Raw genomic sequence first — 15560 nt, 5'->3', positions numbered from 1 at the left:
TTCGTCTCGCGCTGTCGCAGGTCGGGACGGGCCGACCGGTCGATCCGTCGATCAGTCCAGGTAGTCGCGCAGCACCTGGGAGCGGGACGGGTGGCGCAGCTTCGACATGGTCTTCGACTCGATCTGGCGGATGCGCTCACGGGTGACCCCGTAAACCTTGCCGATCTCGTCGAGCGTCTTCGGCTGGCCGTCGGTCAGGCCGAAGCGCATCGAGACCACGCCGGCCTCGCGCTCGGACAGGGTGTCCAGCACCGAGTGCAGCTGCTCCTGGAGCAGGGTGAAGGAGACCGCGTCGGCCGGGACGACCGCCTCGGAGTCCTCGATCAGGTCACCGAACTCGCTGTCGCCGTCCTCGCCCAGCGGGGTGTGCAGCGAGATCGGCTCGCGGCCGTACTTCTGGACCTCGATGACCTTCTCGGGGGTCATGTCGAGTTCCTTGGCCAGCTCCTCCGGGGTGGGCTCGCGGCCCAGGTCCTGGAGCATCTGGCGCTGGACACGGGCCAGCTTGTTGATGACCTCGACCATGTGCACCGGGATGCGGATGGTGCGGGCCTGGTCGGCCATGGCGCGGGTGATCGCCTGGCGGATCCACCAGGTGGCGTAGGTCGAGAACTTGTAGCCCTTGGTGTAGTCGAACTTCTCGACCGCACGGATCAGACCGAGGTTGCCCTCCTGGATCAGGTCCAGGAACAGCATGCCGCGACCGGTGTAGCGCTTGGCCAGCGAGACCACCAGGCGGAGGTTGGCCTCCAGCAGGTGGTTCTTGGCCCGGCGGCCGTCCTCGGCGATGATCTCCAGCTCGCGCTTGAGCTTGGGGGCGAGCTTGTCGGCGGCCGAGAGCTTGTCCTCGGCGAACAGGCCGGCCTCGATGCGCTTGGCGAGCTCGACCTCCTGCTCGGCGTTGAGCAGCGGGACCTTGCCGATCTGCTTCAGGTAGTCCTTGACCGGGTCGGCGGTGGCACCGGCGACGGCGACCTGCTGGGCCGGCGCGTCGTCCTCGTCGTCGTCGGAGAGCACGAAGCCCTGCGACTCCTCCTCGGGCTCCGCCTCCTCGCCCGCCTTGTCGCCGGGCAGCGCGACGTCCTCGAGCAGCTCCTCCTCGCCGATGAGCTCCTCGTCACCCTTGCCGGTCTTGGCGCCGGCGGTCTTCTTGGCAGCGGTCTTCTTGGCCGGGGCGGCGGTCTTCTTGGCCGCGGCCTTCTTGGCCGGCGCGGCCTTCTTCGCCGCAACGGCCTTCGCCTCGGCGCCGACGGTGGTCGACTCCAGGACGGTGATGTCGGCGGACACGGTGGGGGCGGGCGCCGCGGCAGCGGCGACGGCCGGAGCCGCGACGGGAGCGCCGGGGGCGATCCGCACGGGCGGCTTGGTCGGGGCCGACGGAGCGGCCGGGGTCCGGGTGGTGACAGCCTTGGTGGCGGTGCGCTTGGTGGGGCTCTTGGCAGCAACGCTCTTGCGCTTGGCGCCGGCCGGTTCGGCCGCGCTGACCATGAGGTCCACCCCCTCCTCAATCAGCACCTGGTTGAGGCTGCGCATGACGTTCTTCCACTTGGTGACCGGGATCTGGTCCGCCTCGAACGCCTGGCGCACGTCGTCACCGGCGATCTGCCCCTGGGCCTTGCCCCGCTCGATGAGCGCCAGCAGAGCCGCGGACTCGGCGATCTCGGGGGGAAGCGAACGGGATGTGCTGGCCGACACGAACAACCTCTCGGACGATGAGTGGACTCGAACCCGTACCGGCCGCCCGAGCGGGCGGGGAAGGAGATCGCGCGTCGGACGCGCGGTGTCGATTCCGACCGACTCGGGCTTGAGGACTGGGTTTGCAGGACGGCAGCAGCGCCGCGGACCAACACAGCATTCTGACATGTTGGAGTATTCCGGAGCTGCTCCCGCTCAGGACACATCGCTGCTACTCGTCAAGTGTTACGCATGGCCTTCGTGTCGCGGGTCACACCGCACGGCGCCCGCGGCCCGGGGCCGACATCCATCATCGCGCACTCGCGCCGAAGCTGGTTGTCATGGGCGGGACATGAACCTGGCGGGGGCTCCGCAGGGGAGCTCGCGGGAGCTTCCCGCGGGCTTCGGCGCGCTTCGCGTGTGGGTCGCGCGGGCTTCGGCGGGCTTCAGTGCGTTCGGCGCGTGGGTCGCGCGGGCCTCGGCGCGCTCGGCATGGGCGTCGCGTGGGCGTCGAGGGGTGCCGCGTCCGCACGAAGGCCCCCCGGCTGCGCCGCGCGGTGCGGCCGGAGGGCCCTGGCGGAGCGGACCGAGCAGTGCGGGCCCGCTCGCGGAGAACAGCCCGCTCAGTGCTCCCGGGGGGCGGGGACGGAGGGCTCCATCTCGGGGTGGACGGTGAGCAGCGCGCGCATCGCGGCCTCGCCCGCGGTGCCGTCGCCGGTGCCCAGCGCGTCCACCAGCCGGGCGTGCAGGCTGACCGAGGACTCGGAGGGCCGCTCGCAGGCGATCGACGGACCGCCCGAGACCTGCAGCGCGCAGGAGACGATCCCGGACAGGTGCTCCAGCATCCGGTTGCCGGCCATCTGCAGGAGCAGGCCGTGCAGCTCGGCGTCGGCCCGGGTGTAGGTGGACAGGTCGGCCTGGGCGGCGGCGTGGCCCATGATCTCGACCAGCTCGACCAGGCGCTGCTGGACGTCCTCCCGGCCGTGGCCGGCCGCGAGCCGGGCGGCCAGCGGCTCGATCGCCCAGCGCAGCTCGAACAGCTCCCGGCGCTGCTCGTCCCGCTGCGGACCGAAGGCCCGCCACTCGATGATGTCCGGGTCCAGCAGGTTCCAGTCGCCGACCGGGCGGACCCGGGTGCCGACGTTCGGGCGGGCGCTGACCAGGCCCTTGGCCTCCAGCACGCGCAGCGACTCGCGGACGACGGTCCGGGACACCTCGAACCGCTGGCCGATCTCCTCCGGCACGAGCGGACGGTCGGCGCCGAGGTCGCCGGAGACGATCATCTGGCCGAGCTGCTGGACCAGCTGGCCGTGCAGACCGCGGCCGCGGCTGCTGGTGGTCTTGCGGCCGACCCGGGCGATGTCGGACTCGGCGCCCTCCCAGCGGGGCGCCGGCGGCGTCGGCCGGTCGGCGTACGAGAAGCGGTCCAGATCGCCGGGGCCGTGGATCGGCCCGTCGGCGGAACGGGCGGGGGTCATGGTGGGGTGCGCAAGGGTACTCACGCCTCCTTTGTCGGCGATCGGCAGGCGCAGCTTGAGAATTCTCGTGAAAAGCACACGAAAGGGTGATCGGCCGTGACTGGATAATTGACTTCTTATCAGGAAGAACCGCGCATTAAGGTCACTGCTGGTCGATCTTGGTGCTTCGGGACAGCACAGCGCCCGGGCGGCGGATCCCCGGGGCGGACGGCCGCCGCCCCCGGGACGGGCGGTGGTGGGGCTACAGCGAACGACGGCGGGCCTGGACGAGCAGGGCTGCCAGCAGCAGGGCCGCCGCGGGGGCCGCGACCGCCGCGAGCAGCGCCGGATCCGTCAGCGCCGCACTCCCGGCCGCCGCCTCGTGCGCTCCGCCGTACACCCAGCCGTAGGCCCACTCGATCCCGGACTGGAAGGGCAGCAGCTCCGCCGCCCTGGTCGGCCACGGGCGGCCGGTGCGGCGCAGCAGCAGGGCGACACCGGACTCCAGCAGCGGCGGCAGCGCGCACAGCAGCAGCACCCCGGCGGCGGCGCTGCGGGTCAGCGAGGCGGTCAGCACACCCGTCCAGGCGGCCACCACGGTCAGCAGGACGAAGGCCAGCAGCGCGGCCGGCACCCCGTGCCCGGCCACCGGCGCCAGCGGGGCGAACGGGCCAGGCAGGCCGGCCGACCCGCTCGGCCCGACGGCGCCCAGCGCCGCGGACACCCCGTCGGACAGCGCAGCCGGATCCGTCCGGGCCGCCACCGTCACGCCGTCCGGAAGCGCGAGGTGCACGGCCACCAGGTCGATCAGCAGGGTGGCCAGTGCCAGCAGCGCCGCCACCGGACCGACCACCACGAGCTTCGCCAGCAGCAGCCGCACCCGGCGCCCGTAGGCCACCTGCGAGGCCGCCAGCCCCGGGTGGCGCACCTCGTGCCCGTACGAGAGCGCGCCCAGCACGCCTGCGCCGAGCGCCGCGAAGGGCAGCGGGATCAGCGGGACGGCGGCGGTCAGCAGCCGCACCCCGGCCGGGCCGGCCAGCGGGCCGGGCGGGGCCTGGCTCGCCAGGACGGCGGCCACGACCGCGTCGCAGAGCAGGACGGCGGCGAGCAGCAACCAGGTGGAACGCAGGCCGCGCAGGCGGCGCAGCTCGTAGGCCAGGACACGCACGGTTCACTCGCTCCGGTGGTCGTCGGGGGTGGCGGGGGCGTTGCCGGTGGTGACCCGGCCGAGGCGGACGGTGTCGTCGGTGAGCAGGTCGGCGGCGCTCTCCCGGCGGCGCGCGGGCTCGGTCCCGGGGGTGGGTTCCGGGCTGGGCGCGGGTTGCGGGTGGGGCGCGGGCGCGGCCTCGGTGCGGGCCCGCTCGACGGGGAGGGGCGCGGCGGCCGGGGTGGGCTGGTCGCGGAAGAGCCGGTCGACGGCGACGGTGGGGGCGGGGGTCGGGGCAGGGGCGAGGGCGGGAGCGAGGGCGGGGGCGGTCTTCCGGGTGGTGGCGGCGAGGACGGGCAGGGCGGCCGTCACGGCGGCGACGGGGAGCGCACGGGTGCTCCGGACGGTGTCCTCGCGGGAGCGGCCCTCCGTGGCGGGCTCCGGGACGGTGGCCCCCGGGAGCGCGGGCTCGGCGGCGGTGGGCTGCCGGAGCGGATCGGGGCTCGCGTCCGGGTCGGACTCCCGGTCGGATTCGGGGCCGGACACGGGCTGCGCGGCCTCCGGTTCCGGTTGGACCAGGAGGTGGCCGGAACGTCCGGAGGCGACCGGCAGGGCGGCCCGGGGTGCCGGCTGCTCGACCACCCGGTCGGCCAGCTCGTGCAGCAGGATCCCGTGGCGGTAGGCGAGTTCACCGATCTCGGTGCGGTCGATGCCCGCCACCGCGATCCCCGCGCCGCCGTCCCGACGGACCTCGGCGCCCTGGCTGACCAGCAGGTCCGCCAGCCGCGCCATCTGCGGCCCCCGGACGGCCACTTCGGGGCTGAGCCTGGTCCGGCAGAACTCCGCGACCGGCTGGTCGGCCACCATCCGGCCGCGGTCCAGGGTGACCACCCGGTCTCCGAGCTGGGCGGCCTCCTGCGGGGTCCGGGTGGTCACCAGCACCGTTCCGCCCGCGAAGGCGAAGGAGCGCAGGAAGGAGTGGAACCACTCGACGTTGCGCAGGGACAGGCCCTCGGTCGGCGCGTCCAGCAGCAGGGTGCCGGGGTCCGCGAGCAACGCGGCGGCCAACGAGAGCCGGCGGTGCATCCCGGGCGAGAAGGTGCGCAGCCGCTGCCCGGCGACGGCGGCCAGCCGGGTCTGCTCCAGCAGCTCGTCGGCCCGCCGGGCCGGGACGCCGACGGCCGCGGCCAGCATCCGCAGGTGGCCGCGGGCCTTGCGGCCCGGGTTCCCGGACAGCGCCGCGGCGCCCTCCCCCGGCCCCGGCAGCAGCACGCCGACCTCGCGCTCGGGGCGACGGATCCGGCGGTAGGTGCGGCCGTCGAAGAGCGTGATGCCCTGGCCGCGTTCGAGTTCGAGCATCAGCCGCAGCGCCGTGGACTTGCCCGCCCCCTCGTCGCCGAGCAGCACGGTCACCATCCCGGGCCGGGCGTCGAAGGTCAGATCGAGCACCGCGGGCGGGGCGCCCTTGCGGTGGACCTTGGTCAGTCCGGTGATCTGGATCATCGCTGGCTGCTCCCATGCCCTCGGCCGACCTGCTCGACGCCAGCACATTAGGGGTCAGCACCGCCGATTCCGGGCATTACCGAACCGCCACGGGCCCACCGCCCGCCCACCTCACCCGATCAGGGGACAATCCGATCCTCCGCTTCACAGGGGGAGGCGGCTACGACGGGCCGCCCGCGCCAGCCGTTCCCGGGCCGGGAGCAGGGGGCGGGGGCCCGGGGATGGTCGTGTGGACTGCGGGTCCGACAAGGGTCCGCGGGGCGCGCTCTACGGCGTCACGAAGACCTTGGCACCGGGCGGGAGCGGCTGGCCGACGCACTCGCCCCGGTACTCGTCGACGGCGGCCCGGCCCTGGACGGCGGTCTCTGCCAACTGCTCCTTCTCCGCGCTCAGCCGCTCCTCCATGGAGGCGATCGTCTGCGGGTCACCGTGCGCGGCCTTCAGCGCGGCCAGCTCCTTCTCGGTCTGCTCGGCGACCGCGGTGAGGTTCTCGAAGTCCGCGACGAAGGTCTCGATGATGCCTCGCTGCCGGGCACAGTCGTCGGTGACAGCCATCGCAGGGCTCCCGTGGTTCGCAGGCCTCCGGTCCGGTGACCGAAGCGTCCACCGCCACTGTGCCCCGGTGCCACCGGTCCGGCCCCTGGGCCGGGGCCGTTCGGCGGGGGCTCAGGAGTCGGGGCGCAGCATCGGCGGGTTGAGGACGGTCGCGCCGCCGGCGGTGAAGAGCTGCGCCGGGCGACCGCCCTGCCGGGTGGTCGTGCCGCCGGAGGGGAGCAGGAAGCCGGGCGTGCCGGTGACCTTGCGGTGGAAGTTGCGCGGGTCCAGGGCGACGCCCCAGACGGCCTCGTAGACGCGGCGCAGCTCGCCCACGGTGAACTCGGTCGGGCAGAAGGCGGTGGCCAGGGAGGAGTACTCGATCTTGGACCGGGCGCGTTCCACACCGTCGGCGAGGATCAGCCCGTGGTCGAAGGCCAGCGGGACCCCGTCGGCCGGGTTCTCGCCGAGGAGCTCGCTCACCGGGGCCCAGCGGGCGCTGCTGGCGTCGCCGCCGGCCCGGGGGGTCGGCAGGTCGGGAGCGAGCACCAGGTAGGCGACGCTGACCACGCGCATCCGGGGGTCGCGCTGCGGGTGGCCGTAGGTGGCGAGCTGCTCCAGGTGGGCACCGGCCGCGCCGGGCCCGACCGCCTCGTGGCCGGGGGCGGAGTGGGCGCGCAGGCCGGTCTCCTCGGCCAGCTCGCGGGAGGCCGCCTCGGCCAGGCCCTCGTCCGGGCGGACGAAGCCACCGGGCAGCGCCCAGTACCCCTGGTAGGGCGGCTCACCCCGTCTGACCAGCAGGGCGCAGAGCGAGTGGTCGCGCACCGTCAGCACCACCAGGTCAACCGTGACAGCGAACGGGGGGAAGGCCGACGGATCGTAGCGCGACATGGCGACGATCATAGTCGTCTCTCTGACGATAAGCACAGGCCCGTGCGAGGAGCGCACAGCGCCGGTGACCGCGGCCGCCCGGCACGGTTCGCGCACGGGCGGCCGGGACCGCGGTGGCTGCCGTACCCGCTGATCAGGCGGCCGCGGCCGGGCCCGGTGTCAGCAGGCAGTGTCAGCCGTCGGTGTCGACAGGCCCGTGTCAGCGGGCGACCAGCTGCAGGTCCGCGGAAGCCTCCTCGACCATCGCCACGCCGATCCGGCTCACCCGCACCGAGAAGGGCTCCCCCGCCACCCGCAGGCCGGTCAGTTCGAGTTCTCCGAGCGGGGCGGTGCTGGCTGGGCGGACCAGGACGCGGCCGCCCGGGACGTCCGGCCGGACTCCGGCGAGCGCGAACACGGCGTGGACGGCTCCGGCCGCGGAGACCGCCGCCGGGCGGCAGGCGGCCGGGTGCGGCACCGGTGGGCAGCCGGGGGTGCGCTGCTCACCCGCGTACATCTCCGGCAGCCGCCCCTCGAAGTGGGCGGACGCGGCGAGCAGACCCTCCAGCAGGGTGCCGGCCTCGTTCTCGTGGCCGGCCTCGGCGAGTCCGGCGATCGCCAGCGCGGTCTCGTGGATCCGCACCGCGCCGCCGCGGTGGCCCAGCGGGTTGAAGCGCGGGGACTTGGCGCTGAGCGTTCGCAGGCCCCAGCCGCTGTCGAGCTCGGGCGCGACCAGGCGCTGGGCGAGCAGCCGGGTGTGCTCGCGGTCCAGCAGGCTCTCGTGCCGACCGCCGTCGACGGCGAGCCCGGTGTCGAGCAGGTGCACCAGGGAGGAGGCGACGGCCGGCAGCGGCTGGCCGCCCGGGGCCAGTCCGGCGGCGGGGCGTCCGCCGGAGAGGTCGTCGATCCAGAACCGCTCGCGGAAGCGCCCGCGCAGCCCGGCGGCCCAGTTCCGCCAGTCCCCGGCGCCCGGCCGGCCGAAGGCCTCCAGGAGCTCGGCGCCGTGTAGGGCGGCGCGGTGGGCCTGCGCCTGGACCTCGGCGCGGGCGGCGACCGGCTGGGCGGCGCGGTCCTCCACCGGGCGGCTCAGGTCGGTGACGAAGCCGTCGACCAGGCCCGCGCGCAGGGCGGCCAGGGCCCGCTCGGCGGCCGGGAGCAGCTCGACGACCTCCGCCCGGGGCAGGCCCCAGCGCCAGGCCTCGGCCAGCACGGTGACGAACAGCAGGGTGGCCTCGGTGGCCGTGCAGGTCGGCGGCAGCTCGGGGCCGCCGTGCCGCAGCGCGCCGGGCAGCAGGCCCTCGGTGCGGCCGGGGGCGGGGGCGAGCTGCTGCCGGCGGGCCAGCGCGCGCAGGGTGCCGGCCGCGAGCCGGGTGCCGAGCGGGAGGGTCAGCCGGGCGGCCCAGAGCGCGTCGGCCGGGGCGAGACCGAAGCGCCAGGGCGCGCCGGAGGCCGGGTAGAGGTCGGTCGGGCGGTCCGGGTCGGCGAACAGCAGCCCGCCGAGGGCGTCCAGGGAGCGGTCAACCAGCAGGGCCGCGCGCGGGTCGTCGCTGCGCACCTCCGGTTCGGCCCAGGGCAGCGGGACACCGGTGCCGCGCCCGCCCGGCGGGCGCGGGCCGCCGGGGACGCTCTCCAACTCGGCGCGCAGCTCGACCGACCAGCGGGCACCGGGCTGGACCTCCAAGTCCCAGCGGAGCACCCCGGCCCCGGCGAGGACGGCGTGCGGGGAGGGCTTGGCGCTGACCACGGCGCTGTGCACCGGGCCGGACCAGCGCAGCCCGGCGGACTGCACCTGGCCGGGCAGGTCGGGCGGGCGGTGCCCGGCGGCGATCTCGGCGACCGGGCCGAGGTCGGTCCCGAGGGCGATCTCCAGCGGCAGCCGGGCGGGCCGGGCGCCGGTGTTGCGCACGGTGACGGTCTCCACGCCGTCGGCGTGGCGCAGCCGCTCGACGGTGAGCGCCGGATCCGGGTCCGGGTCGCCGGGGAGGCGGACGGCGCCGAGGAAGCGGGCCTGGGCGGTGCTGGTCAGGGTGCCCTGGAGCGGCAGCGGCTCCATGCCGCCCAGCCGCAGCTCCATCCGGGCCAGCACCCGAACCCCGTTGCGGTAGAAGCCGTGCAGGCCGTGGCCGCGCAGCTGGCCGTCCGGGCCGGAGGCGGCCATCGCGGGGGCGTTGACGCAGAGCAGCGCGTGGTGGACGGCCGGGGGCTGCGGGCGCGACGGGGTCGCGGGCCGTCCGAGGCCGACGGGTGCACCTGCGGGCCCGGCCGCCGGGAGCGGGTCGGGACGGCCGACCGGTCTGGGCGCGCCGACCACGCTCTCGGCCGGAATGGCCTGTAGTGGCCTCATGGCGGTCACCGGACTCTCCTCCCCTCGGCGGTCCGGTGGCCGGTCAGGCCGGTGGGCCGCGAGCATGCTCGGTCGCGTGCTGTTGGTGCCCGGCCGACGAGGTCGCTCCCGTCGGCGGGTGTGCCGTGTCTGGCCGTACCCGGCGGTGGGCCGTGCCATGCGGTACGCGGTACCGGGCCGGTACCGGCGCTCCGCGCCTTCCGCGTCGGGCACCTCATCGTGCCCGGCACGTCCTCAGGTCCGGCGCCCCGGCCTGCCGGTGACGCCCCGCCCGTGACGCCCCGCCCCGCGCCCCGTGACCGCCGGGTCGGCGGTCGCACCCGGCCGGTCCGCACCATCGGACGGCTTTCCGGGACCGGGCCGCGTCCGGACGCCGTCCGGGCGCAGGGCCCCTGGGGTGAACGCCACGCACCGCCGCCAGGTCACGCCCGCCGGGGCCGCCGCTGGTCACACCCGGTCCGTCGGGCGGTCCGCGCCACCTCTGCCGGGCCGTCACGGGAGGCCTCGCCAGGGGTCTGCGGCGCCTGTGGCCCGAGCCGGGCTCCGGCGCCCGGACCGGGGGCCGGGTCGCGGCCGGCTGCGCAGTCCGGTGGGTGGCGGTGGTCGAACCGGTGCTCGACCGCGGTCAGGATACGGTGCGGGGGTCGCGGCGCCCGTACCCGGTGACCCCGCGAACCGCGACGCAATCGCTGTGACCAGCAGAGACCGAGGAGTTGCATGTCCACCGTCAGCCGGCTGCCCGGGATTGTCACGACCGACCACGTCTTCCAGGTCCCGCTCGACCACGCCTCCCCGGAGGGCGAGCAGATCGAGGTCTACGCCCGCGAGGTGGTGGCCTCCGGCCGCGAGCGGGACGACCTGCCCTGGCTGCTGTTCCTCCAGGGCGGGCCCGGCGGCAAGGCCGCCCGCCCGCTCGGCCGGGACGCCTGGCTGGAGCGCGCCCTGGACGACTACCGCGTGCTGCTGCTCGACCAGCGCGGCACCGGGCGGTCCACCCCCGCGACCCGGCAGACCCTCGCCCGCCGCGGCGGCCCGCAGGAGCAGGCGGACTACCTCGCCCACTTCCGCGCGGACGCGATCGTCCGGGACGCCGAGCTGATCCGCCACCGGCTGCTCGGCGCCGACCGGCGCTGGAGCGTGCTCGGCCAGAGCTTCGGCGGCTTCTGTGCCCTCACCTACCTCTCCTTCGCTCCCGAAGGCCTGACGGAGGCCTTCATCACCGGCGGCCTCTCGGGCCTCGGCAGCTCGGCGGACGACGTCTACCGCGCCGCCTACCCGCGCGTCGTCCGCAAGAACGAGGACCACTACGCCCGCTTCCCGCAGGACGTCGAGGCCGTGCGGCGGATCGCCGCCCACCTCGCCGACTCCCCCGCCACGCTGCCCGACGGCGGGCTGCTCACCGTCGAGGCCTTCCAGGTGCTCGGGATGATGCTCGGCGGCGGCAGCGGCTCCGGGGCCCTGCACTACCTCCTGGAGGAGGCCTGGGTGGAGGGCCCGGCCGGGGCCGAGCTCTCCGACACCTTCCTGGCCGGCGTCCAGGCCAGGCTCTCCTTCGCCGAGGGCCCGCTGTACGCGGTGCTGCACGAGTCGATCTACGGCCAGCGCTCGGTGGACCAGGGCGGCACCGCCTGGTCTGCCGAGCGGGTCCGCAAGGAGTTCCCGCAGTTCGACGCCCGGGCGGCGCTGGAGACCGGCGCCCCGGTGCTGTTCACCGGGGAGATGATCTACCCCTGGATGTTCGACACCGACCCGGCGCTGCGCCCGTTGAAGGAGACCGCGGACCTGCTCGCCGCCCGCACCGACTGGCCCGACCTCTACGACCCGGCGCGGCTGGCCGCCAACACCGTGCCGGTCGTGGCGGCGGTGTACCACGACGACATGTACGTGGACACCGCCGACTCGTTGGAGACCGCCCGCGCGGTGCGCGGCCTGCGGACCTGGATCACCAACGAGTGGGAGCACGACGGCCTGCGGGTGAGCGGCGGGAAGGTGCTGGACCGACTGATCAAGATGGCCCACGGCGAGGCGTAGCCCCCTCCCGATCGGTGGGGCGGCGAGTGGCTCAGTGCGCACGGTGTGCTCCTCTCGCCGCCTGCCGGGCGCCCCGGCACCGGTGCAGGCCCGTGCCGGCCCGGACGGCGGCCGAGGCGCAGGCGCCCACCCGGCCGAGCCGCACGCCCCGGGTGGGCCGCGCCCCGGGCCCCGAGCCGCACCCGGGGGCCGGGAGCAGGGCGACCGAGCCCCGGGCGCTGCCGGACGGCCCCGGCTCACCGGAGCGGTCTCGGCCGTCCGGGCCCCGATCGGCCGGAGCCGGGGTCGCGGCCGAGGCCGTGGACCCGCCCTTGCGTCGACCGCCCCGGCGTCGGCGGCGTGCACCTCCCGTCGAGCCGGAGCGGTGCCCGGCCCCACCGCCCGGGGCCTGGTCCGGCCCCGGCGGTGCCCCCGGCCCGTCGTCGGCCGCGGGCCCGGACTCGGCCCCGCTCCGCGGCGCGACCGCTCGCTGCTCGCGCCGCCGCCGCTGGGCCTCGACGGCGGAGAGCAACGCCTCCGGTGTCATGCCGTCGTTCATGGACTCGTACAGCAGCTCGGCCAGCAGGTAGCCCGGCGAGAGCCGCAGGACGTGGCCGAGCACCACCCGGGCGGTGGCCATGTCCCCGGCGACCCAGGAGGCCCAGGCCAGCAGGGTGAGCGGGGCCACCGCACAGCCCTCGTACGGCGGGACGGCCCGCCGGGCGAGGAAGCGCCAGAGCCGCTCGGCGGGGGCGAGTTCGTCCGGCCGGACGAACTCGACGCCGCGGTCTCGGGTGAGGCGGTCCCGCAGGGCGAACAGCAGCCGGGCCGTCCGCTCCTCGTCGAGCTCCCGGGCACCTGCCGCGAACTCGGCGAAGGCCTGCTCCAGCAGTTCGAGGCCCTGCTCCCGGGAGACGGACCCCGCGAGGGGCTCGGCCCGGGCCAGCGCCTCGCGCTGGGCGGCGTCCTCCGGCGGGCCGACCGGGGCCAGCCCGGCGACGATCGCCTTCCGGCTGCCGCGCGGCACCAGGCCCGCCACCGTCGCGGCCGCGGCCGCCGGGCCCGGATCGGGACCGCGCCGCACCGGATTGCCGGCCGGATCGCAGCAGCCCTCGCGGCGGCAGAGGAAGGACCACCAACGGCCGTCCGAGACGCACAGCGACTCCTTGACGACCACCCCCCTGCGTCCGAAGGCCGCGCGCAGCTGGTCGGCCAGCGGCCGCAGCTCCTCCGCCGGGGGCGGGGCGTGCGCCCCGGCCGGATCCTGGCAGAGGTAGAGGAGCACTTCGAGCGGCCGACCGCCGTGCCGCTCGGAGAGGGCGACCAGCAGGGCGGCCGTCTCGTCCGCCGCGGCCGGCCAGTCCGCGGGCGAGGCCGGGAGGTCCGCCCGGATGACCCCGCCCTGCTGGAGGTCGGGGCCCTGGAGACCCACCGCGACGATGCTGTCGTCCGGGTAGAACCCCAGGAGGTAGGGCAACAGTTCGGCCATGTCGGCCGGACCGCGCATGACGACGGGCCGCTGCTCGGAAGCCGGGCCCAGGGACAGGATGACGTGTTCGTTGTTCATCGCGTTCATGGCCGTTAGCGTGGGCGCAATCCGACAACGACCCCGGAACTTTCTTTTTTCCTGTGGATAACTCGGCCCCCGATTTTTCCTTCACTCGACCGGAGCACACAAAACCCACTCCGGAGAGTGGATTTTGGCGACCGTTCAGCGGATCAGCGGATGAAATACACCCCGCCTTCCACTCCGCCCTCCCCTCCGCATTCGCCCCTTGTCGGCGGCATGGGGTTACATCGACGCCATGCAGCAGCCCGACATCCACACCACCGCCACCGCCGACCGCGCCGAGGTCCGGGCGCGGGCCGAGGCCGTCCTGCGCGAGCTGGCCGGCCCCGCCGCCAGCCTGCGCGAGGACCAGTGGACGGCGATCGAGGCCCTCGTGGTCGACCACCGCCGCGCACTGGTCGTCCAGCGCACCGGCTGGGGGAAGTCCGCGGTCTACTTCATCTCCACCGCCCTGCTCCGCGCCCGCGGCGCCGGACCGACGGTGATCGTCTCCCCCCTGCTCGCCCTGATGCGCAACCAGGTCGAGTCGGCGGCCCGGGCCGGGATCCACGCCCGCACCATCAACTCCGCCAACACCGAGGAGTGGGACGAGGTCCAGGCCGAGGTCGCCGCCGGGAAGGTCGACGTCCTGCTGGTCAGCCCCGAGCGGCTGAACAACCCGGACTTCCGCGACCAGGTGCTGCCGAAGCTCGCCGCCTCCACCGGCCTCCTGGTCGTCGACGAAGCCCACTGCATCTCCGACTGGGGCCACGACTTCCGCCCCGACTACCGCCGGCTGCGCACCATGCTGGCCGACCTGCCGCCCGGCGTCCCGGTGCTGGCCACCACCGCCACCGCCAACGCCCGGGTCACCGCGGACGTCGCCGAGCAGCTCGGCACCGGCAGCACCGACGAGCACGCGCTGGTGCTGCGCGGCCCGCTCGACCGGGAGAGCCTCACCCTGGGCGTGCTCGCCCTGCCCGACCCGGCGCACCGGCTCGCCTGGCTGGCCGACCACCTCGAGCGGCTCCCCGGCTCCGGCATCGTCTACACCCTGACGGTGGCCGCCGCCGAGGAGGTCACGGCCTTCCTGCGCGAGCGCGGCTTCCCGGTGGCCTCCTACTCCGGCCGCACCGAGGACGCCGAGCGCCGCACCGCCGAGGCCGACCTGCTGGCCAACCGGGTCAAGGCGCTGGTCGCCACCTCCGCGCTCGGCATGGGCTTCGACAAGCCCGACCTCGGCTTCGTCGTCCACCTGGGCTCGCCCAGCTCGCCGATCGCCTACTACCAGCAGGTCGGCCGGGCCGGCCGCGGGGTGGACCGGGCCGAGGTGCTGCTGCTGCCCGGGCGCGAGGACGAGGCGATCTGGCGCTACTTCGCCTCGCTCGCCTTCCCTCCGGAGGAGCAGGTGCGGCGCACCATCGACGCGCTCGCCGAGGCCGGCCGCCCGCTCTCCACCGCCGCCCTGGAGCCCCGGGTGGACCTGCGCCGCGCCCGGCTGGAGACCATGCTCAAGGTGCTGGACGTGGACGGCGCCGTCCGCCGGGTCAAGGGCGGCTGGACGGCCACCGGGCAGAGCTGGGCGTACGACACCGCCCGCTACGCCAAGGTCGCCGCCTCCCGGGAGGCGGAGCAGCGGGCGATGCGCGACTATGCGGCGACCACCGGCTGCCGGATGGAGTTCCTGCGCCGCCAGCTGGACGACGAGCAGGCCGTGCCGTGCGGGCGGTGCGACAACTGCGCCGGGCCGCTGCACACCCCGGAGGTCTCCGCGGAGGCGCTGGCCGCGGCCCGGGCCGCGCTCGGCCGCCCCGGCGTGAGCTTCGAGCCGCGCCGCCTCTGGCCGACCGGGATGGACGCGCTCGGGGTGCCGCTGAAGGGCCGGATCCCGGCGGGCGAGCAGGCGGAGACCGGCCGGGCGCTCGGCCGACTGTCCGACATCGGCTGGGGCAACCGGCTGCGCGCCCTGCTCGCCGACCAGGCGCCGGACGTGCCGGTGCCCGGCGAGGCGGTGGACGCGCTGGTGGCGGTGCTGGCCGACTGGGCCCGCGGCCCCGGCGGCTGGGCCGGGCCCGCGACGACGGAGGGCACCCGGCTGGAGCGGCCGGTCGGCGTGGTGACCATGGCCTCCTCGACCCGGCCCCAGCTGGTCGGCAGCCTCGGCGCGCGGATCGCCGAGATCGGGCGAATGCCGCTGCTCGGCCGGATCGAGTACGCCGGCGGCCTGCCGCCGCACGGGGCCCGCAGCAACAGCGCCCAGCGGCTGCACTCGCTGGCCGGGTCGCTGGTCCTGCCGCCGGAGCTGGAACAGGCGGTGGCGGCCGCGGGCGGGCCGGTGCTGCTGGTGGACGACCTCGTGGACTCGGGGTGGACGGTCACCGTGGCCGCCCGACTGCTGCGCCGCGCAGGAGCCGACGCGGTGCTGCCGCTGGTCCTGGCGGTGCAGGGCTGAGTCGGCGGCGGGCGGCCGCC

General features: G+C 75.6%; 10 protein-coding genes. 2 read left to right on the top strand and 8 right to left on the bottom strand.

What is annotated here, in order from left to right; all coding sequences use genetic code 11:
• Window positions 1–51 precede the first annotated feature (51 nt).
• The 7 genes from ACFVXG_RS33230 to ACFVXG_RS33200 form a co-directional block, all read right to left on the bottom strand.
• A complete protein-coding gene (locus ACFVXG_RS33230) occupies window positions 52–1695 on the bottom strand; it encodes an RNA polymerase sigma factor (protein WP_387932892.1) in 1644 nt (547 codons plus the stop codon).
• 602 nt (window positions 1696–2297) lie between these two features.
• Complete coding sequence (locus tag ACFVXG_RS33225) at window positions 2298–3230, bottom strand: FadR/GntR family transcriptional regulator (protein ID WP_387932890.1); 933 nt, start codon at window positions 3228–3230, stop codon at window positions 2298–2300.
• Window positions 3231–3393: 163 nt separating this feature from the next.
• Window positions 3394–4299 carry a hypothetical protein gene (locus ACFVXG_RS33220; RefSeq protein WP_387932888.1) on the bottom strand — a complete coding sequence of 302 codons (906 nt, stop codon included), beginning with the start codon at window positions 4297–4299 and terminating at the stop codon, window positions 3394–3396.
• 3 nt (window positions 4300–4302) lie between these two features.
• Window positions 4303–5781, bottom strand: a complete 1479-nt coding sequence (locus tag ACFVXG_RS33215) for an ATP-binding cassette domain-containing protein (protein WP_387932887.1) — start codon at window positions 5779–5781, stop codon at window positions 4303–4305.
• A 267-nt stretch (window positions 5782–6048) separates the two neighbouring features.
• Window positions 6049–6336, bottom strand: a complete 288-nt coding sequence (locus ACFVXG_RS33210; RefSeq protein ID WP_387932886.1) for a hypothetical protein — start codon at window positions 6334–6336, stop codon at window positions 6049–6051.
• Between the two features lie 111 nt (window positions 6337–6447).
• On the bottom strand, window positions 6448–7206 hold the full coding sequence (locus ACFVXG_RS33205; RefSeq protein ID WP_350507799.1) for an NUDIX domain-containing protein: 759 nt from the start codon (window positions 7204–7206) through the stop codon (window positions 6448–6450).
• Between the two features lie 199 nt (window positions 7207–7405).
• The gene (locus ACFVXG_RS33200; RefSeq protein WP_387932951.1) at window positions 7406–9529 is read right to left on the bottom strand and encodes a glycogen debranching N-terminal domain-containing protein; all 2124 of its coding nucleotides are present in this window, start codon (window positions 9527–9529) and stop codon (window positions 7406–7408) included.
• A 717-nt stretch (window positions 9530–10246) separates the two neighbouring features.
• Between ACFVXG_RS33200 and ACFVXG_RS33195 the strand changes: the two genes are divergently transcribed.
• Complete coding sequence (locus tag ACFVXG_RS33195; RefSeq protein WP_387932885.1) at window positions 10247–11560, top strand: alpha/beta fold hydrolase; 1314 nt, start codon at window positions 10247–10249, stop codon at window positions 11558–11560.
• A 31-nt stretch (window positions 11561–11591) separates the two neighbouring features.
• On the opposite strand, the gene ACFVXG_RS33190 is transcribed toward ACFVXG_RS33195, so the two are convergent.
• Window positions 11592–13115 (bottom strand): DUF4192 domain-containing protein, encoded by a 1524-nt coding sequence (locus ACFVXG_RS33190; RefSeq protein ID WP_387932883.1) that lies wholly within the window; start codon window positions 13113–13115, stop codon window positions 11592–11594.
• A gap of 229 nt (window positions 13116–13344) precedes the next feature.
• Here ACFVXG_RS33190 and ACFVXG_RS33185 point away from each other — a divergent pair, with 229 nt between their 5' ends.
• Entirely contained in the window at window positions 13345–15540 is a 2196-nt protein-coding gene (locus tag ACFVXG_RS33185) for a RecQ family ATP-dependent DNA helicase (protein ID WP_387932881.1), read from the top strand.
• The last annotated feature ends 20 nt before the right edge of the window (window positions 15541–15560 follow it).

The sequence above is a fragment of the Kitasatospora sp. NPDC058162 genome (assembly GCF_042884005.1).
Lineage (GTDB): Bacteria > Actinomycetota > Actinomycetes > Streptomycetales > Streptomycetaceae > Kitasatospora.
This window is presented reverse-complemented; position numbering and strand designations above follow the sequence as displayed.

Coding starts and splice junctions, on each gene's coding strand:
- ACFVXG_RS33205 (WP_350507799.1), bottom strand. CDS start 7,206: ATGTCGCGCTACGATCCGTCGGCCTTCCCCCCGTTCGCTGTCACGGTT.
- ACFVXG_RS33185 (WP_387932881.1), top strand. CDS start 13,345: ATGCAGCAGCCCGACATCCACACCACCGCCACCGCCGACCGCGCCGAG.
- ACFVXG_RS33210 (WP_387932886.1), bottom strand. CDS start 6,336: ATGGCTGTCACCGACGACTGTGCCCGGCAGCGAGGCATCATCGAGACC.
- ACFVXG_RS33190 (WP_387932883.1), bottom strand. CDS start 13,115: ATGAACGCGATGAACAACGAACACGTCATCCTGTCCCTGGGCCCGGCT.
- ACFVXG_RS33200 (WP_387932951.1), bottom strand. CDS start 9,529: ATGAGGCCACTACAGGCCATTCCGGCCGAGAGCGTGGTCGGCGCGCCC.
- ACFVXG_RS33215 (WP_387932887.1), bottom strand. CDS start 5,781: ATGATCCAGATCACCGGACTGACCAAGGTCCACCGCAAGGGCGCCCCG.
- ACFVXG_RS33195 (WP_387932885.1), top strand. CDS start 10,247: ATGTCCACCGTCAGCCGGCTGCCCGGGATTGTCACGACCGACCACGTC.